At 42.7% G+C, this 26,309-nt stretch carries 24 protein-coding genes; 9 read left to right on the forward strand and 15 right to left on the reverse strand.

The genetic code is table 11. The features are described from left to right. Positions 1-73: 73 nt before the first annotated feature. Both IGI88_RS01365 and tuf read right to left on the reverse strand, forming a co-directional pair. On the reverse strand, positions 74-703 hold the full coding sequence (locus IGI88_RS01365) for a lysozyme family protein (protein WP_196044174.1): 630 nt from the start codon (positions 701-703) through the stop codon (positions 74-76). Positions 704-918: 215 nt separating this feature from the next. Continuing rightward, positions 919-2,106 (reverse strand): elongation factor Tu, encoded by a 1,188-nt coding sequence (tuf, locus tag IGI88_RS01370; RefSeq protein WP_005237121.1) that lies wholly within the window; start codon positions 2,104-2,106, stop codon positions 919-921. A gap of 244 nt (positions 2,107-2,350) precedes the next feature. Here tuf and IGI88_RS01375 point away from each other — a divergent pair, with 244 nt between their 5' ends. Beyond that, on the forward strand, positions 2,351-2,710 hold the full coding sequence (locus IGI88_RS01375) for a YxeA family protein (protein ID WP_086332196.1): 360 nt from the start codon (positions 2,351-2,353) through the stop codon (positions 2,708-2,710). Between the two features lie 128 nt (positions 2,711-2,838). On the opposite strand, the gene IGI88_RS01380 is transcribed toward IGI88_RS01375, so the two are convergent. After that, positions 2,839-3,843: a nucleoid-associated protein gene (locus IGI88_RS01380; protein ID WP_005237126.1), complete on the reverse strand. Its 1,005-nt coding sequence runs from the start codon at positions 3,841-3,843 to the stop codon at positions 2,839-2,841. A gap of 162 nt (positions 3,844-4,005) precedes the next feature. On the opposite strand from IGI88_RS01380, the gene IGI88_RS01385 reads away from it, so the two are divergent. The 3 genes from IGI88_RS01385 (at position 4,006) to IGI88_RS01395 (ending at position 5,977) form a co-directional block, all read left to right on the forward strand. Next, the gene (locus IGI88_RS01385; protein WP_429960120.1) at positions 4,006-4,851 is read left to right on the forward strand and encodes an aldo/keto reductase; all 846 of its coding nucleotides are present in this window, start codon (positions 4,006-4,008) and stop codon (positions 4,849-4,851) included. Positions 4,852-4,876: 25 nt separating this feature from the next. Continuing rightward, entirely contained in the window at positions 4,877-5,158 is a 282-nt protein-coding gene (locus IGI88_RS01390) for a hypothetical protein (RefSeq protein WP_016613070.1), read from the forward strand. 114 nt (positions 5,159-5,272) lie between these two features. Next, on the forward strand, positions 5,273-5,977 hold the full coding sequence (locus tag IGI88_RS01395; protein WP_429960121.1) for a hypothetical protein: 705 nt from the start codon (positions 5,273-5,275) through the stop codon (positions 5,975-5,977). Positions 5,978-6,015: 38 nt separating this feature from the next. Here the strand turns inward: IGI88_RS01395 and IGI88_RS01400 are convergent, their stop codons facing one another. Beyond that, positions 6,016-8,490 carry a hydroxymethylglutaryl-CoA reductase, degradative gene (locus IGI88_RS01400; RefSeq protein ID WP_086332195.1) on the reverse strand — a complete coding sequence of 825 codons (2,475 nt, stop codon included), beginning with the start codon at positions 8,488-8,490 and terminating at the stop codon, positions 6,016-6,018. A 192-nt stretch (positions 8,491-8,682) separates the two neighbouring features. On the opposite strand from IGI88_RS01400, the gene IGI88_RS01405 reads away from it, so the two are divergent. The 4 genes from IGI88_RS01405 (at position 8,683) to IGI88_RS01420 (ending at position 13,077) form a co-directional block, all read left to right on the forward strand. Beyond that, complete coding sequence (locus IGI88_RS01405; protein WP_016613067.1) at positions 8,683-9,843, forward strand: hydroxymethylglutaryl-CoA synthase; 1,161 nt, start codon at positions 8,683-8,685, stop codon at positions 9,841-9,843. Positions 9,844-10,343: 500 nt separating this feature from the next. Continuing rightward, positions 10,344-11,321, forward strand: coding sequence for an ABC transporter substrate-binding protein (locus IGI88_RS01410; protein WP_016613066.1), 978 nt, complete (start codon positions 10,344-10,346; stop codon positions 11,319-11,321). A 29-nt stretch (positions 11,322-11,350) separates the two neighbouring features. After that, entirely contained in the window at positions 11,351-12,271 is a 921-nt protein-coding gene (locus IGI88_RS01415; protein WP_016613065.1) for an ABC transporter permease, read from the forward strand. Further along, on the forward strand, positions 12,271-13,077 hold the full coding sequence (locus tag IGI88_RS01420) for an ABC transporter ATP-binding protein (RefSeq protein WP_005237149.1): 807 nt from the start codon (positions 12,271-12,273) through the stop codon (positions 13,075-13,077). The genes IGI88_RS01415 and IGI88_RS01420 overlap by 1 nt, the downstream gene beginning before the upstream one ends. 75 nt (positions 13,078-13,152) lie before the next feature. On the opposite strand, the gene IGI88_RS01425 is transcribed toward IGI88_RS01420, so the two are convergent. The 10 genes from IGI88_RS01425 to arcA form a co-directional block, all read right to left on the reverse strand. Then, positions 13,153-13,797, reverse strand: a complete 645-nt coding sequence (locus IGI88_RS01425) for a V-type ATP synthase subunit D (RefSeq protein ID WP_016613064.1) — start codon at positions 13,795-13,797, stop codon at positions 13,153-13,155. Continuing rightward, a complete protein-coding gene (locus IGI88_RS01430; RefSeq protein ID WP_005237151.1) occupies positions 13,797-15,185 on the reverse strand; it encodes a V-type ATP synthase subunit B in 1,389 nt (462 codons plus the stop codon). Before IGI88_RS01430 ends, IGI88_RS01425 begins: the two co-directional genes overlap by 1 nt. Then, the gene (locus IGI88_RS01435) at positions 15,185-16,960 is read right to left on the reverse strand and encodes a V-type ATP synthase subunit A (RefSeq protein ID WP_008380990.1); all 1,776 of its coding nucleotides are present in this window, start codon (positions 16,958-16,960) and stop codon (positions 15,185-15,187) included. Before IGI88_RS01435 ends, IGI88_RS01430 begins: the two co-directional genes overlap by 1 nt. Before the next feature lie 31 nt (positions 16,961-16,991). After that, positions 16,992-17,306 carry a V-type ATP synthase subunit F gene (locus IGI88_RS01440; protein WP_016613063.1) on the reverse strand — a complete coding sequence of 105 codons (315 nt, stop codon included), beginning with the start codon at positions 17,304-17,306 and terminating at the stop codon, positions 16,992-16,994. Beyond that, complete coding sequence (locus tag IGI88_RS01445; protein ID WP_429960122.1) at positions 17,299-18,300, reverse strand: V-type ATP synthase subunit C; 1,002 nt, start codon at positions 18,298-18,300, stop codon at positions 17,299-17,301. The genes IGI88_RS01440 and IGI88_RS01445 overlap by 8 nt, the downstream gene beginning before the upstream one ends. A gap of 14 nt (positions 18,301-18,314) precedes the next feature. Next, positions 18,315-18,905, reverse strand: a complete 591-nt coding sequence (locus IGI88_RS01450; RefSeq protein ID WP_016613061.1) for a V-type ATP synthase subunit E — start codon at positions 18,903-18,905, stop codon at positions 18,315-18,317. A gap of 16 nt (positions 18,906-18,921) precedes the next feature. Then, a complete protein-coding gene (locus IGI88_RS01455) occupies positions 18,922-19,395 on the reverse strand; it encodes a V-type ATP synthase subunit K (RefSeq protein WP_005237160.1) in 474 nt (157 codons plus the stop codon). Then, the gene (locus IGI88_RS01460; RefSeq protein ID WP_008380982.1) at positions 19,379-21,370 is read right to left on the reverse strand and encodes a V-type ATP synthase subunit I; all 1,992 of its coding nucleotides are present in this window, start codon (positions 21,368-21,370) and stop codon (positions 19,379-19,381) included. Before IGI88_RS01460 ends, IGI88_RS01455 begins: the two co-directional genes overlap by 17 nt. Continuing rightward, a complete protein-coding gene (locus IGI88_RS01465; RefSeq protein WP_008380980.1) occupies positions 21,371-21,682 on the reverse strand; it encodes a hypothetical protein in 312 nt (103 codons plus the stop codon). 384 nt (positions 21,683-22,066) lie between these two features. Next, a complete protein-coding gene (gene arcA, locus IGI88_RS01470) occupies positions 22,067-23,284 on the reverse strand; it encodes an arginine deiminase (RefSeq protein WP_008380978.1) in 1,218 nt (405 codons plus the stop codon). 432 nt (positions 23,285-23,716) lie between these two features. Here arcA and IGI88_RS01475 point away from each other — a divergent pair, with 432 nt between their 5' ends. Beyond that, positions 23,717-25,714, forward strand: a complete 1,998-nt coding sequence (locus IGI88_RS01475) for a beta-galactosidase (RefSeq protein ID WP_429960123.1) — start codon at positions 23,717-23,719, stop codon at positions 25,712-25,714. An 81-nt stretch (positions 25,715-25,795) separates the two neighbouring features. Here the strand turns inward: IGI88_RS01475 and IGI88_RS01480 are convergent, their stop codons facing one another. Next, on the reverse strand, positions 25,796-26,248 hold the full coding sequence (locus IGI88_RS01480) for a hypothetical protein (RefSeq protein WP_194199406.1): 453 nt from the start codon (positions 26,246-26,248) through the stop codon (positions 25,796-25,798). Between the last annotated feature and the right edge of the window lie 61 nt (positions 26,249-26,309).

Here is a 26,309-nt window from a genome sequence, read left to right on the forward strand (position 1 = left end):
GGAATCACTCATAATGATTTTACCATATTCTATTTGTATTTCAAGCTTTTTTACTTCAGTTATTTTGTGACGATCAGGAAAAGAACCCTGCCGTAACATCGATTTTCCATCGGTTCAATTTTATTAGATCCGCATAGAACATGTTGCCGCCATTGTGATACAAATGACCGCCATTATAAAAGACCGATTGGATGCCCCAATAACGATAGGTTTGTTCTGTATCATTGCCTAATAACGGGGATAAAACCTCTCTGGAATATGTTTCTGCTAATTCTAAGGTGTTCACGCCACCCCGTTCAGCGACATAATCAATATAATCTGTACCAAAATTATAAGCCTGGACTGCGGTCCAAAGATCACAGTTCATTTGCTCTGCTTTTTCGATCAACTCGGCTAAATAAGAAACCCCTTGTTCGATGCTTTGTTCTGGCGTATCAAATTGGTTTTGTTTTCCATATACACTTTCAGAACTTTGCATCGGATCATTGCCTTGTCCTTTTGACTCCGTCAGCATGATACTCATTGCTAAAGACTGATATTCAGAGATGTCGTGGGCTTGTGTCTGCTGTGCGATTTCCGCTTCATACGCATAGACAGCTTTCAATGCCGTGTAGTTTCGATAGCCCCAAACCCCTGCTCCAATCAGCAGCACCAAGAGTGCAAGCTTCAGTACAAATCCTAGGAAACGTCGAATTTTTCTCATCAAATACATCCCATCTTTTCTAAGTCAGAATCTATCGTACTATGAAATGAACAGGCTGACTAGAATTTTTTCTCTCCTAAAAAATCCTTAATAAAATCACAAGATTATTTAGAAAAAAACAAGCAATCCTAAGCTGATGAAGGAATTGTTGCTGGTTTGACATGAAAAAGGAAACAGTGCTCCTTCAGATAATGGAAGCACTGTTTCACTGTTTTTTATTTTTCGATCGTGGTCACGATACCAGAACCAACTGTTCGTCCACCTTCACGAATGGAGAAGGTCGTTCCATTTTCCACAGCGATTGGATGGATCAATTCCACATCGATCGTTACGTTGTCACCAGGCATAACCATTTCCGTTCCTTCTGGTAAAACGATATTCCCAGTTACGTCCGTTGTACGGAAGTAAAATTGTGGGCGATAGTTATTAAAGAATGGGGTATGGCGACCGCCTTCTTCCTTTGTCAACACATAGACTTCTGCTTGGAATTTCGTATGTGGTGTGATGGAACCTGGTTTTGCTAACACTTGGCCCCGTTCAATTTCATCCCGGGTGATTCCCCGTAATAATACCCCTACGTTATCACCAGCTTCCCCAAAGTCCATCGTCTTACGGAACATTTCTACTCCTGTCACGACTGCTTTTTGTGTTTCAGGTTTGATTCCGACGATTTCTACTTCATCACCGACTTTTACTGTTCCGCGATCGATCCGACCGGAAGCAACGGTTCCCCGTCCAGTAATTGAAAAGACATCTTCGATCGGCAATAATAATGGTTTATCAGTGTCTCGTTCAGGTGTTGGGATATATTCATCTACCGTATCCATCAGCGTTAAGATCGCTGCTTCAGCCTCTGGGTCACCTTCCAAGGCTTTTAAGGCAGAGCCTTTGATCACAGGAATGTCATCACCTGGAAAATCATATTCAGTCAGCAATTCTCTGACTTCCATTTCAACTAAATCGATCAACTCATCATCATCGACAAGGTCTGTTTTATTTAAAAAGACGATCAAATGTTTCACACCCACTTGACGAGAAAGCAAAATATGTTCACGGGTTTGCGGCATTGGGCCATCTGTCGCTGATACGACCAAGATTGCGCCGTCCATTTGGGCAGCCCCTGTAATCATATTTTTCACGTAATCCGCGTGTCCTGGTGCATCGATATGGGCATAGTGCCGTTTTTCTGTTTCGTATTCTACATGGGCAGTATTGATGGTGATACCACGTTCGCGTTCCTCAGGAGCCGCGTCGATACTTGCGTAATCTTGCGGATTGGCAAGTCCTTTTTTCCCAAGAACTGTGGTAATAGCAGCAGTCAAGGTTGTTTTCCCATGGTCGACGTGTCCTATCGTTCCGATATTAACATGGGGTTTGCTACGATCATAATGTTGTTTTGCCATATTGTTTCCCTCCTAGAGAAAGTTGAGTCGTTCTTTGACTCGAATCATATTTTGCGATTTACGCTTCCAAATTCATAAGTATCAACTTATTTTTTGTAAGTTTAAATCTACTCTTATTATAGGTCAAAATTAGTCAAAGTCAAGTGAGATGTCTCGTCTGCTAATCCCTAAGAATTTCTTTGCTTTTTTCGATCTATTGGACGTAGGACAATTTTTATGAATAATAGAAGATGAGGTGAGAAATGTGAAAAAAATCATTGCAACGCTGGTTTTTGCAGCAATTTTCCTTGGTGGCTGTTTTGCTACTTATCATTATTACTATGGTGGAAGTGACTACTATACAGTCATCAGGGATGCCGGCGAGCACGACACGGAAATTAGTGATAACGGAGTTGCCGAAGATGTCTACCGTTACACACAAGACGCTTACAGTTCCTCTGGAGAAGTCAAAACGGTCAAAATGAATGAGCACCGTTCCGCGCCTTTAAGAGAAGGTGCCTATTTGAAATTATTGGTCAATCCTAATAAAGGTGTTCTGAGCTGGGAAGAAGTTTCTGAAGAAGACATTCCCAAAGCCGCCCTTGAGAAACTGACCGATCAATAATTGCTGATATTGATCAAAGATATCCAGAAAAAAAGCAGAGACTCCTCATTACTTAAAGAGGAATCTCTGCTTTTTTGTGCTCGTTCTATGTTGTTAGCTCCGCATCATCCACACATAAGACCTTTGTCCTACATCCGATTAATTACTTCTTCTACATTTTTGATCGTTACGGAAATCGTTCCGTCTGGATTATTGATAAATTCGATCAAATTTGGATCTCGGTAAACATCCAAAGGAACGATCAATTCGATCCCGTTAGATAATTTTAGTTTTTGTTTCCCGAATTTTTTCTCTGAGATCTCACGGACATCCCGCATCATTGGTGCCTGATTGACAAATCCTTTTTCAGCCACTTCTTCTTGAAAAGAAAGCTGAGCGGTAATATTGTCTTTAAAGACTTTTTGCGCCACTTCACTGACATCAATGTGTCCTGACTCTTCGATCGTGTCGTAAACCGCTTCTTTTAGATCGGCAACAACGTTATAGGTAGGTGTTTCAAATTTCTGACCAATTTTTTCCGCTACTTTTTTGATGACTTTGACGTTTTCTTCTAACGAGGGAATCGGTTCGGCATCAATGACTTTCGTTGAAAAGTAGGCATATTTTTCACCTGAAAAGCTATATTTCTTTTCAATCAGTTCAAAGTCTAAGCTCTCCACATCAATTGTGATCCCTTCATCGGCCTTTTGAGTTTTACCTGCTAGTAAGGCACGATGCAAAATCAGATTGTTTTCGATCCCAGCTTCCCCATTATCAATAAAGTGCGTATAGCCGTCTTGATAGTTGACCTTCAAAAACGCCAACTGCATTCTTGTATCAAATTCATACAAGACCACAAAGGCATCCGCACTTGGTGCATCTTCACTTTCCTTGTACGCTTCATACCACCGTTGGACGATCGCTTCACTGGCTGCGACAAAGTCTTCGGGTGCTTGTTTGACCAGTTGAGCGATCATTGATGTTTCGAGTAAACGCCCTGTTTTGGTTTGCGGTGTTGCAAGTTTCTGTATTTTTTTCGTCAAATAATCGCGGATGTATTCCGTGGTCAAATCGAGTTCAACTTGAGAAAAAACCGGATCACCAGTTTGACGGTCAATAATGTGTAATATCGCATGTTTCAAATAAATATCCATTAGTTACGCTCCTTATCCATTTGTCTAGTGTACAAAAAAAATAGGCGAACTGACAAGAGCCAAACGTCATTTTTCTTATTGGCCACTTCCTTTTTGAAAGATGCATTCATTGGAAAATCCGTCCTCGTCTGCTAAACTAAAGGTATCACAGAAAACGGAGGAATGAACATGAACAGCTATACGTTATCAAACAATGTAACCATCCCTGAGTTAGGTTTTGGCACATGGCAAACACCAGACGGCGACGTTGCCGTAGCATCAGTCAAAAAAGCACTGGAAGTAGGTTACCGCCATATTGATACAGCCCAAGGCTATAAAAATGAAGCCAGTGTTGGTCAAGCGATCAAAGAAAGCGGCATTCCCCGCGAAGAACTCTTTTTGACTACAAAATTGTGGAATGCGAACCATTCCTATGATCTTGTGATGTCTTCTTTTGAAGAGTCCTTAGAGAAACTACAAACAGACTATATCGATCTTTTCTTAATCCATTGGCCAAACCCAGTAGCCTTTCGTGACAACTGGCAAACAGCGAATGCAGAAACATGGCGCGCTTTTGAAGAACTGTATCAGGCAGGCAAAATCAAAGCGATCGGGGTCAGCAACTTCTTGCCTCATCATTTTGAAGAATTGAAAAAAACAGCGACCATCTTCCCAATGGTCAATCAGATTTTCCTTGCACCTGGCGAGTTACAAGAAGAAGTGGTAACTTATTGCCAAGAACACGATGTATTGCTTGAAGCATACAGCCCATTAGGTACCGGGAAGATATTTGATGTACCAGAAATGAAAGCATTAGCTGAAAAGCATCAAAAATCAATCGCTCAAGTTGCATTACGCTGGTCTTTACAACATGGTTTCTTGCCATTACCAAAATCAGTCACATCGAGTCGGATCGAAGAAAACATCCATGTCTTTGATTTTGAGCTATCTGAAGAAGACATGAAAACGATCAATCAATTAGATGGTGTCGTTGGGAAAGCGACCAATCCAGATACGACAGGGTTTTAATTTTACTCTCTATAAGGAGAAGCCTATGAAGACAACTGATTTGATTCACCTCTCCCCTGCTGTTCAAAAAGCCTTACATGCTGATTTTGTTTTTCTTGTATGGCCAGACAAAGTCCAACATTTTCCGGCGCGTCAATGGTCGTCTAGCGACTATCAGCAGATGCTGGCTGAGAAACTCACTGGGGAAGTACGCTTTTTTCTTTGGGAAAACTACTTAGTCGCCACTGGAGACAAGGAGCTTTTGATCCTAATGCCTAAGTACCATCAAATCAATGATCTAGTAGAAACGCCAACGCCGCTTCTTTAGCAGCGCTGGCGTTTTTTCAGGAAATATATAATTTTTTTTGTATTTTTTCATGAGAATGACTGTTCTTTTCTGCAAATTTTCCTTATAATCGATAGTGATCGAGAGGAGAAGATTATGAAAAAGAAACAATTAGCAAAATTGAAACAACAATTCCGCCCGTCTTATGAAACAGCTCGACAACAGTTGTTTACAGCGATCGAGCGCAAAACAGCAGATAAGTTCGACCTTCCGACAACTGTTTATATCAATCCTAAAAATCAAGAGGAATTATTGATTGAATTGTTGAAGGAAACACCCAAAGAAAAAAAAATCGCTGTTCCTTTAGATGAGAACTTCAAAATCGTCGTGAAACGAATTCAACGCTTAGAAGCTGGCTTACTTGATCGTTTCAGCGATAACTTAGTCGATGAGATCGCTGCTTACTGGTTACCGACCAATCCGCAAGAAAGTGCGGCACCTACCTCCGCTCCTGCGAAAGAACCAGCAGAAGTGAAGGAAGAAACGGCACCAACTATACCTGCATCAACTAAAACTAAAGAAGTGGAAAAATCAACGGCTGATGATTCTGACGAATCCATGACTTTTTCAGCATTTGCCGAAAAAATCGCAGCATTCCCTAAATTTTCTGCAAAACAATCTTCAGGAGAAACGACCGTGATCGAAGCTTCCCCGAAAGAAGATCGTGTTCTAGCAACAATTTCTGAAACAGAAAGTGATACTTTTACCATCGAAACCGCTCTAGAACGCAAATACAAAGTTAAACTAGAAGTCATTCCATTGATCGAGGCGTATGCCCACACGGCGATTTCTAAACGATAAACAAAAGGTTCTCTAGGAATTTCCCTAGAGAACCTTTTTTAGTTGCGTATTTCTGTTAAAAATTTACGGGCTTGCTCTTGGTTCATTTGACTCGCCGCTCGCAGCTTAGCTGCCAGCTGATCGATCTCAGTTCCTTTTGCCCCAACTGAAATAGCTAATGAACGGGCTTGCATGCTCATATGGCCTTGCTGAATTCCTTCTGAAACCAATGCCCGCAAAGCTGCCAGATTCTGAGCCAACCCGACACTTGCCGCCAGCGAAGCTAACTCACTCGCCGTTTCAACACCGGTCAAAGCCAACGCCGCTTGGGCTTTTGGCAATACTTTTGTGGCACCCCCGACTGTGGCGATCGCCAACGGAAGTGTGATACTACCAATCAAACGGTCTTCTACTATTTTCCAAGAAGTCAGCCCTTGCATGCGACCATTACGGGCAGCATAGCCATGACAAGCTGCCGAAACGGCGCGAGTGTCATTTCCGGTAGCCAAAATCAGCGCTTCAACGCCATTCATGATCCCTTTGTTATGGGTGGCGGCACGATATGGATCAATCTTGGCAAAATCAGCTGCATGAACGATTTTTTCGGCAACTTGTCTACCCTTTCCGATCTTGCTCAGTTTGTCAAAAGGCACGGAGCAAGTGGCTGTTACTAACGATTCCGTGGCAAGATTACTTAAAATACTAAAGAGAATTTCTTCTTCTGGGAACCACTTCCGAAAGAGGTCGGCCACTCCTTCTAAAATCGAATTGATGATGTTGGCGCCCATGGCATCTTTGACATCAACCAACAAATCGATTGAGACATAGGCTGTTGCTAATTCAGATTCTGTTGGCGAGAAGTTCCGACTAATCACTCGTCGTAAGCCCCCACCGCGTTTTACGATCGAGGGATACGCCGCGTTCGCCACTGCAAAAATCGCCGCTTGCTCTGTGTTGACTTTTGCCAAAATGGCATCCGGGTCCTGAACAGTCATAAAGACGATCTGGCCTCGAAGCAAACGTTCTTGACTGGTCGTTGTAATGGGCCCAGCCATTTTTGCTCCATTGCTCATCGCTGCAATCACAGAAGGTTCTTCTGTGGCTAACGGGACATTGTATCTCTTGCCATTCACTTGCAGATTCAACCCCACACCTAAGGGAATCTCCACTTCACTGATCTGGTTTTCGATCAAGTGATTGGAAGTTTCCTTGTCTAATGCCATTTCTTGAAAAACCAAGGATTCGGCTGCTGTGATCGCCCCTTGTGCTTCAAGAAAGGTTAGTCGTTCGTTAGGCGTAAGGGCGTAAAACTTTTTTTTTTCTGTTTTTTCTGATGCCGACTCTTCATGAAAATCGGCTTGACTTGCTGCCGCCGAAGAGTTTTCTAACAGCATCGCTAGCCCTAACCCGCCACCGACACATAAAGAGGCGATCCCATAACGTTCTTGTGTGTCTTTTAGCTGATAAGCGACGGTCGTTGCGATCCGAGCACCGGTTGCTCCAATCGCATGGCCAAGGGAAATGCCCCCACCGTAACGGTTGACTTTCTTGGGATCCAAACCAAGTTCACGTTCTACTACGATCGAGGAAGCTGCAAAGGCTTCATTGATTTCAAAAATACCGATGTCTTCAATCGACAGTGCTTGCTTTTTCAGCAAAGTATCGATTGCTTTGATTGGTGAGATTCCCATGATCTCTGGGGCAAAGCCAACTTCAACGATCTCTTTGATCACTGCCAGATAAGGAATCTGATGCTCCTCACAATAGCTTTTTGAGGCGATCAAGACCATGGCAGCCCCATCATTGATGGTTGAGGCATTCCCAGCAGTCACCGTACCGTCCTTTTTGAAAACCGTTTTTAGTTCAGCTAATTTTTCGACTGTCGTAGCGGCGCGAATGCCTTCATCCTGAGAAACGGTAGCAGACTTTTCGGTCACGGGTACGATCTCTTGCTCAAATTTCTTTTCCGCTTGTGCTTTGGCAGCCTTCATTTGGGAGTGGTAGGCAAATTCATCTTGTTCTTGTCGAGTGATGCCATATCTTTCTGCAACAGTCTCAGCCGTTAAGCCCATCGGTTTGCTACTAAAAGCGTCTGTTAAGCCATCATGCATCATTGTTGATACTGGATTTGAATACTGATCATCCGCCTTGTTATAATAACTGAATAGCGGCGCATTCGTCATACTTTCGATCCCACCAGTCAAGACGACTGATGCCTTGTTTAACTGAATTTGCTCCATGCCCATTAGAATCGCTTTCATTCCCGAACCGCAAACTTCGTTGATCGTTGAGGCTGGAATATCTGAAGAAAGCCCACTTTGCAGGGAAACTTGGCGACTTGGATTTTGCCCACTGCCTGCTTGCAGGACATTTCCGATAATCACTTGTGCGATATGTTCTTTTGCTTGTTGGTTTCTTGCCAACAAGGCTTTCGCAGCAATTGTTCCTAATTCTACTGCTGAATATTCTTTTAATGACCCATGGTATTTGCCAATTGGCGTTCTTAGTGCGTCGATAATGACAACTTCTTCCACGTACGTCACCTCCTCTTGAAATATATCATTAAATCCTCCAAAAAAGAATACCCCACATCAGCTTGCTGTGCCCTTTTCTACTTTCTTTAATAAAGTTTAAATTCTAATCAATTCTTTTTCATTTTTTTCAAAAAATATGATACCTTAGAACGTGTAGCCTACTAAGTACGTAGAACATAAAGGAGCGACGGAATGAACGTTGGTATTGATAAAATAAATTTTTATGTCCCCCCCTATTTTATAGATATGGTTGATCTAGCTCACGCCCGAGAGGTCGACCCAAATAAATTTACGATCGGGATCGGTCAAGATCAAATGGCGGTCAATAAAAAAACGCAAGATATCGTCACCTTTGCCATGCATGCGGCAAAAGATATCCTCACAAAAGAAGATTTACAAGCAATTGATATGGTGATCGTCGGCACAGAATCCGGCATCGATGAATCAAAGGCTTCGGCAGTGGTTTTGCATCGCCTATTGGGTATTCAACCATTTGCCCGCTCCTTTGAAATCAAAGAAGCGTGTTATGGCGCAACAGCAGGCTTACAGTTTGCTAAAGCCCACGTACAAGCCAATCCAAAAAGCAAAGTTTTGGTGGTGGCTTCAGACATCGCCCGGTATGGCTTAGCTTCCGGTGGAGAGCCCACTCAAGGCGTAGGTGCAGTTGCTATGCTGATCTCTGCAGATCCAGCGATTTTGCAGTTGGATAACGATAATTTGATGTTGACGCAAGACATTTATGATTTTTGGCGTCCCGTTGGTCATCAATATCCAATGGTAGATGGCCACTTGTCAAATGCCGTCTATATCGATTCCTTTAAACAAGTTTGGCAAGCCCATTGCGAAAAAACGCAACGCACAGCAAAAGATTACGCTGCATTGAGTTTCCATATTCCTTATACAAAAATGGGAAAAAAAGCCTTATTGGCTGTTTTTGCCGAAGAAGAAGAAACGCAACAAGAACGCCTGATGGCTCGCTATGAAGAATCGATCGTTTACAGTCGTCGTACCGGCAACTTGTATACGGGTTCATTGTACCTAGGCTTGATCTCTTTATTGGAAAATTCCTCCAGCTTGCAAGCCAATGATCGGATAGGACTGTTTAGTTACGGCTCAGGAGCGGTTGCTGAATTTTTCAGCGGCGTATTGGTACCCGGTTATGAAAAACAGTTAGCACAAGCTGCTCACCAAACGTTACTTGATGCCCGTCAAAAACTAACGATTGCTGAATACGAAGCAATGTTCAATGAGACCATCGATATTGATCAAGATCAATCCTTTGAGGATGATCTGCTTTACAGTATTCGTGAAATCAAAAATACCATTCGTTATTATAAAGAAGAAAACGAGTGATGTTAAGAAAAACTTTGTTTATTTTCAAGCAAGAAAGCTTGATGAAACAAAGTTTTTTTCTTTCTTTTTAATTTGTTGAAACAAAGCATCTTTTTCAGACTTTTTCTGATTGTTATTCAAAAATTTTCAGATAATTCAGGAAAAACATTTGACAGTCCGCTTTTTTTTGTCTATACTAAAAACAATTCAAGTATGGAGGAACTTTTTTATGTTAAAAACGACCGTGTCCCCACAACTGAATATCTTTTACTTTAGCTACTTTAGATAGTTTGTATTCATAACACATTATGGATGCAAACCGCAAAACGAGTTTTGTTTGTATCTATGATGGCTAAAGCATTTTAACTTGAACTTGCAGCCATGTAGAAAATCTTCTAAATGGTTGCCAATATACGTTTACGCTTGGTATAGGATCGAATCCATTTAGACGATTGTCTGAATGGATTTTTTTGTTCAGGTAAACCCCAATTAAAAAAGAAACGTTTATAGGAGGAGTTACAATGAAAATGAAAAAATGGATCACAACTGGATTATTAACGGCTTCACTACTGGCACTGGCAGCTTGTGGGGAATCAAACAATGCTTCTGAGGGAAACGACGGATCAAAAACAGTCGGTGTCTTGCAACTCGTGGAACATGGCTCCTTGAATGCCGCCTACGAAGGATTTAAAGAAGGCTTAGCAGAAGCGGGCTATACAGAAGGTGAAAACCTGACGATCGAATACCAAAATGCGCAAAACAGTCAAGACAACTTAAAAAGCATGAGCGAACGCCTAGTGAATGCCAACCCTGATCTTTTATTGGGCATCGCTACTCCTGCTGCTGTTTCGTTAGCAAATGAAACCACTGATACCCCAATCGTGGTTACCGCAGTTACTGACTTAGTTGGGGCAAAATTAGCCGACTCAAATGAAGAACCCGGTCGCAACATCACCGGTACGTCAGACATGGTACCCATTGAGCAGCAGATCAATTTGCTGTTAAGCATCGTCCCTGACGCCAAGACGATCGGCATTATGTATAATGCAGGTGAAGCTAACTCGAAAATTCAAGCAGACTTGGCAGAAGAAGCCTTAAAAGCTGCTGGAGTCGACGTTAAAGTATTGACCGCCAATACCACCAATGATGTGCAGCAAGTGACCACTAGCCTGGCAAAAGATGTCGATGGCATTTATGTTCCAACAGATAATACCTTTGCCTCTGCTGCTGCAATCGTCGGTGAAGTGGCGAAAGAAACCAAAACACCGATCGTCGCAGGTTCCGTGGAACAAGTCGATGATGGAGCTCTAGCAACTTATGGTATTGACTATAAATCACTAGGCATTCAAACAGGAAAACTAGCAGCAAAAATTTTAGATGGCGATGCAGAACCAGCTACCACACCCGTTGAAACAGCGGAGAATTTAGAGTTAGTCGTCAATGAAGAAATGGCTGCAGCTTTAGGGATTGATCCTGCCAGCATCACTGCCCCAGAATAACCATACTATTTTAGATTTGAGGAAATCATATGAATTTAGTCGACACGTTCTTACTATTACTACAATCTGCCACCTCTCAAGGGATCCTTTGGGCATTGCTGGCAATCGGAGTATTTTTGACCTTCCGTATTCTGGATATCGCTGATTTAACTGCAGAAGGAAGTTTTCCATTAGGTGCAGGGATCGCTGCAATCACTATTACGAATGGCGTCTCCCCCATACTAGCCAGCTTGATGGGCTTTGGCGGTGGCATGTTAGCCGGCTTGGTATCCGGACTACTGCATACAAAACTAAAGATCCCAGCCTTGTTGGCCGGGATCATCACGATGACTGGGCTTTATTCCATCACAAATCGTGTGATGGGTGCTCCCAATATTGCCCTATTAGGACAAGACACGGTCTTCACCCAATTTCAAGCAATGGGTCTGACCAAAAACAATGCCGTGATTCTTGCGGGCTTTCTCTTCGCAGCTATCGTCATTTTGTGCTTGTTCCTCTTTTTCCGTACAGAGATCGGCTTAGCATTGCGCGCAACAGGCGATAATTTAGCTATGAGTGAAGCCAACGGCATCAACACCGATAATATGAAGATCATCGGTTACATGATCTCTAACGGCTGTATCGCCCTTTCAGGTGCTCTTTTAGCCCAAAACAACGGTTTTGCTGACCTAAACTCCGGAATCGGTACGATCGTGATTGGCTTAGCATCGATCATTATTGCAGAAGTTTTATTTGCCAATAAATCTTTGCTTTTGCGGTTGATCACCATCGTGATTGGAGCGATCGTTTATCGCTTTATCCTGGCCGTCGTTTTCGAGTTCAATGTCGAAGCCAATGATATCAAACTGGCATCCGCAATCGTCTTAGTCATCTGCCTCTCGTTACCGCAGCTTCGTTCAAAACTAGGACTTAAAAAGATGCTGCCAAAAACCAAAGGAGGCCAATCCTAATGACTTCAGTCTTAACAATCGAAAATCTACACCAAACCTTTGAAAAAGGGACGATCAATGAGAACCATGTCTTGCGAGGCATTGACCTGACGATGAATGCCGGAGATTTTATCACGATCATCGGTGGCAATGGTGCCGGAAAATCGACCCTTTTAAACAGTATTGCAGGAACGATCCCAACAGAACAAGGAAAAATCACCTTAGATGGGAAAGACATCACCCGTTTATCCGTTACGAAACGCTCAAAGGATATTAGCCGAGTCTTTCAAGATCCACGTATGGGGACAGCGGTTCGTTTGACTGTTGAAGAAAACTTAGCACTTGCTTACAAACGGGGCCAAGTCCGAGGGTTTGCGACAGGCGTCAAAGCAAAAAATCGCGCGTTTTTCCAAGAAAAATTAGCCAGTCTAAACTTAGGCTTAGAAAATCGTCTTTCTGCCGAGATCGGTTTGTTATCAGGCGGACAGCGTCAAGCGATTACCCTCTTGATGGCAACGTTGCAACAACCTAAATTGATTTTATTAGATGAACATACCGCTGCCCTAGATCCAAAAACCTCGTTGACTGTCATGGCATTGACCGATCAATTGATTCGTTCACAGCAGTTGACGGCCTTCATGGTTACTCATGATATGGAAGATGCCATTCGCTATGGCAATCGCCTGATCATGCTTCATCAAGGCAAGATCGTCGTGGATATTGCCGGTGAGCAAAAGCAACATTTAACCGTCCCTGAATTGATGGAAATGTTCCATCAAAATAGCGGTGCTGAATTAAAAGATGACCAACTGCTCTTACGCTCTTAACAAGCAAAAAGACACGTAGAAAGGAACCCCCTTCTACGTGCCTTTTTTGATTCTTCCAAATGATTGGCAAAATCCTTACTTTGCTTCATTTTCCGCAATGATATCTGTGACCTTCATCAAGCGGGTCAATGTTGCTCGTTCGTCTTCTGCCAGATTGCTTTCGATGTATTGAATGGTTTCCGTCAGCTTGGGAATCGTCATATACTCTAACGCATTGACTCTTCGCCTCGTCCGCTCGATCTCATTGGCCATCAGTTGACAGGTTTTCTCGATTTCGGCCAACTGAAGCATCACTGGCAGCATCTGATCAAGATGAGACAACGAGAGATCCAGCTCACTGGTGGTACTTACAAAACCGTAGGAAAAGTCATCATCGGAGCTCTCTTCTTCGTAAACAGGATTTAACACTGGCACATCCATATTCATGATGGTCCGACTTTGTACATCTAGGGTCACTTTATTTAAAGGGATCATAAATGCTTCTTGCAAAACGACATCGGGAATACTACTAGAAGCCAGCACATACTCTTCCATCCCTGCTTGCAGCGCAGTTTCCATTTTTTTACGAAGCTTCTGGTTTTTCTTTACTAGCTGAATGAATTGGCGCACCAGCTCATCTTGCTTGTCTTTCAATAATTTGTGACCACGGGTTGCCGTCGTCAGCCGTTTTTTCAAACGACTTAGTTCCATCCGAGTTGGATTGACATTTAAGATCGCCATTAAGAACTCACATCCTCGTCCGTTGGGTAATAGGCGTCGATAAATTCTTCTTTGATACGGCTCAACTCTTGTTTTGGCAAGGTAGCTAATAGCTTCCAGCCTAAATCTAACGTTTCTTCAATCGTCCGGTTGGTTTCAAATCCCTGGTTGACATACTCTTTTTCGAAAAGATCTGCAAAACGCGCGTACTTTTTATCAAGATCAGACAAGGCAGACTCTCCTAAAACGATCGATAACTCTTTGGCAGCTTTCCCATCGGAATAGGCGGCATAAATTTGATTCATCGTTGCCGCATGATCTGCACGGGTCTTACCTTCTCCCGTTCCTTTGTCCTTCAACCGAGAAAGACTTGGCAAAATATCCACTGGCGGATTGATATTGCGTTTGTAAAGGTCCCGCGACAAAATGATTTGTCCTTCTGTGATATAGCCAGTCAAATCAGGAATCGGGTGGGTTTTATCGCCATCTGGCATCGTTAAGATCGGAATCTGTGTGACCGATCCTTCTTTGCCCATCAAACGTCCTGCCCGTTCATACAGTGTAGCTAAGTTGGTGTATAGATACCCTGGGTAGCCGCGACGTCCCGGAACTTCTCGGCGGGCAGCGGAGATTTCTCGCAATGCTTCGCAGTAGTTCGTCATATCGGTCATGATCACTAAGACGTGCATGCCTTTTTCAAAAGCCAAATACTCTGCTGCAGTCAATGCCATCTTAGGAGTAGCGATCCGTTCGATTGCTGGATCGTTGGCAAGGTTCATAAACAAAACAGATCGATCTAATGCACCGGTTTTGCGGAATTCATCCACGAAAAATTCAGCTTCTTCAAACGGAATCCCAATTGCTGCGAAGACGATCGCAAAATTGCCTTCTTGGCTGGGTACTGTTGCTTGTCGTGCGATTTGAGCAGCGATCTCTTTATGAGGCAAACCAGAAGCAGAAAAGATTGGTAATTTTTGTCCACGAACTAATGTATTTAAATGATCGATCGTTGAAATCCCAGTTTGGATAAATTCATCCGGGAAGTCCCGTGCCATCGGATTGATGGCTTCACCATTTACATCGATGCGTTTTTCGGGCAAGATTCTCGGGCCATTATCTTTTGGTTTTCCTAAACCGTCAAAAACCCGACCCATCATATCTAGAGAAACCCCTAAAGTTAAACCAGTTCCTAGAAACCTTGCTTTGCTTTCTTCAGCACTCAAATTACTTGTACCCTCAAATACTTGGACAACAGCATTGTCATCACTGACTTCCAGTACTTGTCCTTGACGGATCTCGCCTGTGTCCATGCGGACCTCAACGAGTTCGTCGAATTTAACGCCTCGAACATTTTCGACCACCATTAAAGGGCCGGCAATTTCGGAAACTGTACGATATTCTTTTAACATCAATGAACACCTCCAGTTTCAATGATTCGTTGTAACTTTTCTTTGATGTCATGCTTGATCGTATCCAAGCGGGTCAATTCTTCTTCAGGAATGTATTTGCTGCGGGCGATGCGCTCACGCAGATCAACCGTTCCTTTTGTGATCTCATCTAAGTAAGCACCTAGCTGCAGTGCACGTTGGGCTTGTTCATTAAAGTAAAGAATATTCTCCAACATTTTGAACTGCTTATTGCGAGATGTATACGTGTCAACGTCATCAAAGGCGTTTTGCTGCAAGTAATCTTGTCTCAAAGAACGGGCTGTCATCATTGTCAAACGGTCTCTTTGAGAAAGAGAATCCATCCCTACCAATTGAACGATTTCTTCTAAACGGCTTTCTTCTTGGAGAATCGCCATTGATTCATTGACTAGCTCCGACCAGCGATCGCCTAATAATTGATCTAAATAAGAATTGATTTGATCTTCGTAAAGGGAATAGGAATTCATCCAGTTGATGGAAGGAAAATGCCGTTTTTGCGCCAGCATACTATCCAATGCCCAGAAGACTTTCACGATTCGTAAGGTATTTTGGGTGACCGGTTCTGAGATGTCTCCACCAGCAGGTGAAACCGCACCAATTGCGGTAATGCTTCCTTCCCGAGGCTGTGTGCCTAATGAATGGAAACGCCCTGCTCGCTCATAGTATTCCGCAATTCGACTTCCAAGGTACGCCGGATAGCCTTCATCTCCCGGGATCTCTTGCAATCGTCCACTCATTTCCCGCAGCGCTTCTGCCCAACGTGATGTTGAGTCTGCCATGATAGCAACACTATAGCCCATGTCACGGTAATATTCTGCAATCGTGATTCCTGTATAGATTGAGGCTTCCCGAGCAGCAACTGGCATATTCGACGTATTGGCGATCAAGACCGTTCGTTCCATGATGGACTTGCCGGTATTTGGATCGATCAGTTCAGGAAATTCATTCATAACATCCCGCATTTCATTGCCTCGCTCGCCACAGCCGACATAGACCACGATATCCACATCCGACCATTTAGCAATTTGGTGCTGAACAACCGTTTTTCCGGCACCAAATGGTCCGGGAACGGCAGCTGAGCCGCCTTTTGCCACTGGAAAATAGGTGTCGATGACGCGCTGTCCAGTGACCAGTGGTTCGCCTGGATTTAATTTAGCAGTAACGGGACGTGGTTGACGAACCGGCCATTTCTGAACCATCGTCAAGTTTTTTTCACCCTCAATGGTTTCTAAGACACAGATCACTTCAGTAATAGCAAAATTCCCTACCATGATTTCTTTGACGGTTCCTTCATAGTTTGGTGGCACCATGATCTTATGCTCGATCACCGATGTTTCTTGTACTGAACCTAAAATGTCGCCACCTTGTACGGTATCACCGACTTGTACTTGAGGGACAAAGGTCCATTTCTTTTGGCGATTCAGTGGATCGATGGTAACCCCTCGTTCCAAAAAATCACTTTCTGTTTGCGACATAAACGTATCTAATGGTCGTTGGATCCCATCAAACATCTGAGTCAACAAACCTGGTGCTAGTTCGACAGACAATGGTGCGCCTGTCGTTTCCACGGGCTCGCCTGGTCCGATTCCCGCTGTTTCTTCGTATACTTGGATCGAAACCAGCCCTTTTTTGATCTCAATGATCTCACCGATAAGGCCCTTGTCACTGACTTTGCAGATTTCGTGGATTTTTGCGCCACTTAATCCTGAGGCGGTGACCAGTGGTCCCGATACTTTTTCAATTGTGCCAAATGCCACATTTATTCCTCCTAGCTGGCTGACTTGTCTGTTATGAATCTAATATATTCATTCCTACCGCTTTTTCCACATTTTGCTGAATTCGTGCCATGCCGATCCCTAAACTACCCGTACTACTTGGAATCGGAATGATCGCTGGTGTCGGTACTTCTTCATAGCGGCGAACGATCGGTTCTAATTGTTCGATCAGTCGCTCAGTCAAAAAGATTACCCCATAGGCTTCAGCAATTTCTTCTAGTTGTTGGGCGGCTTCATCCAAATCGCTGACTGGAAAGATGTCGATCCCTAGCCCTTTGAAAGGCAAGATCGAGTTCTTACCACCCATCATTGCTATTTTTTTATGCATAACTATCACGCACCCGACTTCTTAAAATCTCTTCCGGCACCTTATTGATTTTCCCAATCAGGAGAATACGCAAGTTCTTGCTTTCAATTTCCTTGGCGTACAAGTACCCTGCCAATGCTGAAGGGCCAAAAGGAACAATTTTATGTTCTTTGAGCTTCGCCATTAGAAAATTGTCTTTGCGTATATCAAAGGTATTCAAGGTCTTCTTCTCTACCAACTCTTCATAGCTGTGATTGATCAGTTCTTTATAAGGAGTCCCTTGCAAATATGCCACAAATGCCTCAAGGGAAGTCGTGATCTCAGCTAACAATTCTTTTGCAGGTAGGTTTCCATGATCGGCTAAAACTGCGCTGATAAAGCCGCGCTTGCGTTTCATCGCGTAACTGCGCAACGTTGTTGAAATGTTGAAAATATCGATTTGTCGACGAATCAAGCTTTGAAGCAGATCGTCGTCGTATTCTTTGCCAATCGTCCACAATTGTTCCCAATAGTGGTTATCAAAGATGATGTCGATCGATTGGACCTCATGGTAGTTCTCAATATAAGAGAAGACTTCTTCCACACAATCAACCATCTCTTTGGCAACAAGATTGCTTTTTCTGGTCTTGACCAGATCCTTAAGGACGGAAAGCGGCTGGGTACCAATTGTGACAAGATATTCAGAAAAATCTTCTTGCATGTACGCCGCTTTTACCAAGACTTTCAGATTTTGATAGTCATATTTCAAAGCAAAGAAATCAACGATCGCTTTTTCCGGTGTCAGCTGATACATCGTGTCGTATACCCGTTTCAACTCCGCCATCAACACATGTTCAAAGTCGTGTACACGATCATCCTCGTTGATGAAGTCACCATAAACCGTTTCTTGCAACATACCGTAGATTTCTTCTGCGCTAGCAGCCGAGAGCATCCGCTCATAGCGGCTGCGATCGAATAATTGCGATTCATACGTCCGAATTCTCGTATTTAAGGTATTGTATTTGATGTCATTCATCTGTTTGCACCTGCTTACTGTTCAAAAATCAATTGCAGTAACGTATTACTTAACTCTTCTTTGTTGGCTTCTAGTAGCGCATCAAAAGTAAAATTCAACTCGATCGCTTCTTGTCGCAACAAAAAGCCACCCTTACGAGGGATCGTTTTATTTACCAGTTCCAGCTGAACATCTGGGGCAGATGCCTGCAATTTAGCGAGGAGCTCCTCATCCACTAAATGGCGGGTCTTCTCACCTAAAAGCAACTCAACCTCACCAGTTAACCTTGCATTCGCCAAGCCATTAGCGATAAACGCATAAAATGCTGCTTGATCCATCGTATTTAAACGGGTCAAAGCCTCAGTAAACAGCTCATCTAAGACCGACTGCTTTGCTGCCAAGACCTTGTTTCTTGATTGAATATGCACATCTGAGATTTCCAAATACATCGCCGCACGTTTTTCTTTTTCATAAAAAGCTAACCGCTCACTAAGCTCTTTTTCTAATTGCGTTCGCTTCAAGTTTTCTTGATTTTCACTTTCTTTTTTCGCTTCTTTGATTTGCAGCTGGTATTTCTTTTCCGCATCAGCGGTTATTTTGTCAGTTAAACGTGTAATATCAGACATTCACTTTTCCCTCCTCTTAATTCAAGACAAGCAAGAAGGAAATAACGAACCCTAAAATACAATACGTTTCCATCATCGCTACCAAGATAATTCCTTTGGTCACATGTTCTGGTTTTTTGGCTAAAATCTGCATCGCAGCACTTGCGGCACGTCCTTGCCATTTTCCGGCTACGATCGCTGTTAATGCGATTGGCAATGAAGCAATAAACAAGTACAATCCGCGATCGAATGAGAGCGAACCGCTGATTTGACCAAAGATCATAAAGGAAATTACGAACCCGTATAACCCCTGAGTACTAGACAGCAACTCTAAGATCAACGCTTGTCCGAATTTCTCTGGCTGCTCTGAAATCAAGCCTGACGCTGCTTCACTGGTCATCCCAACACCAATCGTTGATCCGATACCGCCGCAAATCGTTGCGGTCGCTACACCTAAAGCTGCAAAAACAATTCCACCATTTTCGTAAAAGAAACTAATCCAATTTTCCATTATTGTCCTCCTGTAACTTCTCTTCTGAGATGATCTCTACATAGTTTTCATTTGATTTGAAGGGGTCAAAGGCACGTCCGCCCCCCGTAAAGAATTTTCCAAAATACTCTAAATACTGCAAACGGATACCATGAACATACGCACTAAGGTAACTTAAGAAAATATTTAGGCCATGCAATGCCACAAATAATAAGATACCAACCGTAAACCGGGCTGCTGGCGGCAGGTAGCTGATGATCAAGTTGAAGGCTGAGGCGATACTTCCGCCGGCAACCCCTAACGCCATCAGACGGGTGTAACTGATCAAGTCACCAACATAATTGGTCACATCCATCAATCCGTACAATCCAGAACCGATTTTTCCGGCTAAGGTTTTACCTTCTAAACTGCCTCCGATGGCCACTGCTAATAGACTGGCAGCGATCATTACGATCCCAATCATTTGTAACGGTGTGTCAGGGAAAAGCAGCATTCCTGCGGCAACAAAAGCCACACTGATCAAAAAGACGATCCATGAACCGGCTTGGAACATCGCAGCCAGTTTCTGGTCTTTTTTCTTCCATAGAATATAGAATTTCAGCGCCAAACCAAACATGATCTGGATGTACCCAAAGATCACGGATAAGACTAAGATCTGGTTGACATCATCCTGGGCAGACAACAGTTGGAATGAGAATTCAAATCCGAAGAAGTTGCCATAGATCAAGCCCCAAATAATCGTGGGGATCGAGCATAACTGAAAGAGGGTCAAGTTTTGTTCCAGCCCTTTGCTGAGGTGGAACAGCTTTTTCCCAAGAAACGTCGCCAGAAACAAAAGCAAACCATAGCCAAAATCGGCAACCATCATCCCGAATGCCACCATATAAAAAGGCGCCATAAATGGTGTCGGATCTAACTCGTCATATTGCGGCAAGCTGTACATCCGAACAAGTCCTTCAAAAGGTTTGATCCAACGTGCGTTTTCTAATAAAATCGGCACATTACTAATCTCTTTTTCCGTCACTTCTTGGTATTCGAGGTAATAGTTATCCGTAGTTCCTTTTTTGATGCGTTTTTCTAATTCGGCCGTTCCATCAACAGGAACCCAGCCAGAAAGCGAGACCGCATGAGTAGAACGTAAAAGCATCTTATTGCTTTTTAAGCGGGTGATTGCTCCATCTAAATACTCGGCAACGATCCGCAAAGTTTCTTGCTCGTTTGTCATTGCACGAAGAGAGGCTTTGATCTCTTTTTCTTCATCAATTAAACGTTGGGATTTTTCTTTCATCGTTTGCAGATCTTCTTCTGGGATGCCCTCATAAGGGTAGATGTATTGCTCAAAGGCTACTTTTTTAAGAAGTGAAGTTACTTTTTCTTTTACATCTTTGTGGAAAAGGACCAGTAAATAAGTGGTTGTTTGTGATTGATAAACAGTTTCCACATAGACGAGCGGCAGCTTCTCACTGTTCGTCGTAAAGTCAGCCATTTCAGAAGTGGGAATCGAACCTAGCAAGCCACCTGATTTTTTTAATTCCTTTAAAACCGCTGGACGCTCTTTAAAATACTTCCAAATCGACAGCTCTGCTTCTTGTGCTAATACATCGCGTTTTTCTTGATCGATCAAGCGAAGACGTTTGTCTTGTTTACGAAGGGTCTGGCATAATTCTTGCCAGGGATAGGTGTGGGCTGTTTCAGCCAATTCTTGAAGGGTATATTTTTTGATTGGTTGCCGCAGTTGTGCCAGCATTCCTTTTTTGGGTACATATTCTTCTAAAAAATTTAAGCTCCAGTTGACTTGACCAAACTGGTTCTCCATTTCTTCTTCAGACTGTTCCTCGCGAACCGGTGTCAAAACACCCGTCGTTTCTTCAGAATCGTAGTATTTCTCCGAAGAAAGCAGTTCTACGCCCTGAAAGTCTTGCAGCTGCTCTAAAACAGCTTCTTTCTGATCGTAAAAGGTCAACAGACTGAACTTTTGCATTTTTGCAATTGCCATTTATGTCACAACCTTATTTATTATTATTGCCAATGCTTCTTCCTTTAACTCATTAGGGATCGTTCGTAGTGTTTCCACTTCTGCTTTCGTTTTAGCCATGAGCGGTTCTTTTGACTGTGTTAACTCAGCTGCGATTTTTTGATTGATTGCTTCTTTTTGTTGGGCTTCTTTTTCTGCCAACTCTTTTTTAAACGCCTTCAACCGTTCTTCGCGTTCTTGTGCCAATTGTTTTTTTTCTGCTTCCGCTTCTTGGTTTTTATTTTCAGCAAATTGCTCTGCTTCTTGTAATAATCGAATTGCATCTACTGCCATTTTCTCACCTGCTTTCCCTTTTTTTCCGCAAAAAAAACCACTACAAATCAAGCATATGGCATTCGCTGATCGTAGGGTGTCAAAAATCAATAAGTGGCAAATACCTTCACCTATTTCCGTTTTCTAATATAACCGTACCATAAATTTAGCGATAGAACAAGGTTCCTAGCGTTTTTTTATAGTCTTTACATATAAAAGTCACAAAAATTACACATTTTCACAAAAAGAAATCCTTTTCAATTTATAGGGGGTTAAATGATGACAAAAAAGAAAGATTAGAAACAGAATGCCGTTTCAAATCTTTCTTTTATTTTTCTCTCTTCTATTTCTTAACTTTCATAATTTCAAAGCAAAAATCCGCAATTAAAATAACAAAGATTCGTCCTACTCACGAATAAATGGCATACTCATACAGCGTGGACCTCCACGTCCGCGAACCAATTCACTTCCTGAGATCTCATTCAACTTGACGCCTGCCTCTTTTAACAACCCGTTGGTGATGGTATTGCGGTCATAGACCACGACTTCCCCTGGGGCGATCGCCAATGTATTGGAACCATCATTCCATTGTTCTCTGGCTGCTGCCGCTAAGTCGTCACCACCACAGCGAATCAAGTGTACTTCAGGCAAATCTAAATAACGGCAAAGAATGTTTTCCAACGTATCTTTTTCCTCATATACTCGCACACCGTCCTTGTGTTTAGTGATTGAATACAGCGAAAGTTCTCCCTCGATTTCTGGATGGATCGTGAACTTATCATGATCCACCATCGTAAAGACCGTATCTAAGTGCATAAATTTTCGTTCTTCACCAATATTAAATGCCAAGATATGTTCAAAACTCGGTTCTGTAGCAAAAATCGTTTCGGCAATTTTTTCGATAGAAGCAACCTCGGTTCGTTGAGAGATACCGATCGCCACGATTTTATCAGATAAAATCAGCTGATCGCCGCCTTCCATCCGCGTCGTTTCGTCCCGATGATACAAAAAGTTCGTCTCATTGCGGGAAAACATCGGGTGGTGCGTAAAAATTTGTTTTCCGTAGAGGGTTTCTCGTCTTCTCGTTGCAGAATACATTCGATTCAAGGAAACGCTATGACCAATCGTAGCAAACGGATCTCTCGTGAAATACAAGTTTGGCATTGGATCGATCAAAAAAGGATATTCCGTTTCAACGATCGCCGTTAACTTGCTAGCTCTTGGAATTTCTACCTCACTTTTTTTCAAGCCCGCCATCGTATGATCGATAAAGGAGCGATTATCTTTGATCGACAGGAAAAAATTGCGCACTTCGTTGCGAATCTCTTCATCAAGGATCGTTGTCTCATTTAAATAATCTTCTAAAAAAGCTTCTTTGGCACCGGTCGTCGACAATGTCTCTGCAGCAAGATCTTCCAAATAAAGGACTTCCACCCCTCTGTTTCTTAACGTCTCGGCAAAAAAATCATGCTCTTTTTGTGCTTGGTCTAGAAAAGGAATATCATCGAACAACAAGCGATCAAGATAATCCGGCATCAAGTTTTCCAATTCTGCTCCTGGACGATGCAACAGCACCCGCTTTAAGGGCGCAATCTCAGAAAAGATCTGTATTGGCTGGTTCATGGACGTGTCTCTCCTTTTTCGCATTTTTTGTGGAATAACTTATGTCATTCCTCGTTTATGACTCCTCGACACATAATTATTCATTTCTTTGACTCATAGTAATCTTCTGCTAATGTTTAATAGTTTTTTTGATCTGTTGGTTATAAACATGCATTTTTTTATAAAGAAACTATTAATAAAAAAACAACTACTTAGAGAGATAAATTTTAGATGTTTTAATTTACCGCCTTTTTCAATTGTATATTTTTGTTAAAAAAACAGCAAGGCAAAAGAACTGGCGGACTATAGCCCTAATTGCGAAACCAGATTGAACTATCTTTGTTTTTTTGGATCATTTCATGATTTTCAAATGATACCGCTATCAAACAGATGAATATTTGATATGATTCAAGTATCTTGATACTAAAGAAACGTCTATAAAGGAGCGATTTGATGAAAACGCAACGTCAGCTTTACTATGGTGCCGACTACAATCCTGAACAATGGTCTAAAGAAGTCATTCTTGAAGATATGCGCTTAATGAAAGAAGCAGGTGTGAACTATGTAAGTATCAATATTTTTGGCTGGGTCAATCTGCAGCCAGATGAATCCACCTATGATTTTGACTTTCTGGACTGGTTGATGGATCTTTTATATGAAAACAATATCATGATCGACCTAGCCAATGGAACAGCTTCTCCTCCCGCTTGGCTTGTTCAAAAACACCCTGAGATGCTGCCTGTGACCATTCATGGCAATCGACTGGTTCATGGTGCGCGCCAGCACTACTGTCCGACTTCCCCTATCTATCGTCAATATGCCGCCGATTTGTCTGAAGCAGTCGCAAACCGTTATGCTAATCATCCAGGGCTGGTCATGTGGCATATCAATAATGAATATACGTGTCACATCCACGAGTGTTATTGCGATCATTGTCGGAAAAGATTTCAGACATGGTTAGCAGAGAAATATCTGACCATCGCTGGATTGAATGATGCTTGGTCAACGAAGTTTTGGAGTCAATCCTATGGCAGCTGGGAGGAAATTTTCTTACCAGAGGCAATGCCAACCTTCAAAAATCCTGCACAGCAATTAGACTACCGTCGGTTTCTTTCCGACATGAATCTGGAACTTTATCAAATTGAAAAGGCGGCGATTGCAAAATATTCCCATGACATTCCTTATATGACCAATCTTATGGGCTTACACAAATACGTAGATGGATTTAAATGGGCACCTGAAATAGATGTGGTCAGCTGGAATTCGTACCCGAATCCCTTTGAAAAAATCCCTTACCCGCAATTTCTTGCTAACGATTTAACCCGCAGTTTGAAGAAAAAGCCATTCTTGATCATGGAGCAAGCCACCAGCGCCGTTAATTGGCGACAAATCAACGGGGCCAAGACCCCCAACCAGTTGCGTCTTTGGAGTTATGAAGCGCTCGCTCATGGTGCTGATGGTATCATGTTCTTTCAATGGCGACAGTCTCGTGGCGGTGCGGAAAAATTTCATAGTGCGATGGTGCCTCACGGAGATCCTCAGTCAAGCCGTATCTTTCGTGAATGTGCACAATTAGGCAACGAATTTTCGCAACTATCCGAAATCGTTGGGACGCGCTTCTTGGCTGATGTCGCAGTTGTCTTCGACTGGGAAAATTGGTGGGCGCTGGAATTGGATGCCAAACCAAGAACCTTAAAATACATTCATCAGTTACGCAGCCTGTATGCCGCACTTAGGGCGTTAAATCTGAGCGTAGACTTTGTCCATCCTTCCGAATCCCTAGGCGGCTATCCTTTAGTGATCGCCCCAAATCTCTATTCAGCACCCGAAGCATTCGGTAAGAAGATCCATGATTACGTGCGACAAGGCGGCATCTTCTTGACCAATTTCTTTAGTGGGATCGTCAATGAATATGACCAAGTCTATCTTGGGGGCTATCCAGGACTGTTTAGGGACACCTTAGGGATCATTGTAGAAGAGTTTTACCCAATGAAAGCGGCTACCCATCACCAAATTGACTTCCAAGGTCGTCGGTACGACAATTCTCTATGGGAGGAAGTCATCCATCTAAAAGGTGCGAAAGCTTTGGCAACCTTCCATTCCGGTTATTCGACCGATAAGCCAGCCATTACCATGAACCGGATCGACGATGGATATGCGTATTACGTAGGAACAGAATTGTCCCTTGAAGGTCTAACAACATTTTTAACGAGCATTCTGGAAAATCACAATTTAACGACTCATGCCCAGCTCTTCTTGGCTGCTCCTACTGAAGTCTCCGTTACCTGCCGCAAAGGTGCTGGCTATACACTCGTCTTTCTCTTAAACCATACCGAGCAGACAACAGAAGTGAAGCTGAAAGCCGCTGGAGTAGACCTTCTAACCAAAGAGACCAAACAGTTGACAGTTCTGAAACCAAAAGAAGTCGCAATTCTTAAGTATATTGATTGATCTAAGGAAAGAACCTCCATGAAGCGATCGCTTCATGGAGGTTCTTTTATTGAGGTTACTAGATTAGAAAGGTTCATTAGACTAACGATAGGCGTTTTCTAAATAAGAGCTTATCTTTTGTCTTCGCTCTCCATCTCTTTTTTCTGAATAGTGATACTCTGGATTAGTCCAATGGGATTTGTCATACAACCAAACAGGCATTTTTTTTGCTTCGTTAGTTTCCCATTCATAACGAGGAAAAAGATGTGCATGAAGAAAGTTATCGGTATTTCCCAATAGTTCATAATTGATTCTCAATGGAGAACACGCCTGTATTATAGCATCTCCTAAAAGAGTCATATCAGTTAAGAAAATCTGTCGCTCGCTTAAATCTAGATCATTTAAAGAAGCCACCTCTCTTTTAGGTAATAATACACAATATCCGGGAAGAAATTGGACATCGCCATAAACAGCAAAACTGCCAGGCAATTCTTTGATCACCATTGGATTTGTCCCATCTATCGCCGATTTGATTCTATTCTCATACCATTTCAATTTGATCCCCCCTCTTTCCTGTTCCTTGCAGCTATTCAAGTAAAAACTATACAAGATTAAG

This window comes from Enterococcus sp. AZ179 (genome assembly GCF_050498885.1).
Classification (GTDB): domain Bacteria; phylum Bacillota; class Bacilli; order Lactobacillales; family Enterococcaceae; genus Enterococcus_D; species Enterococcus_D entomosocium.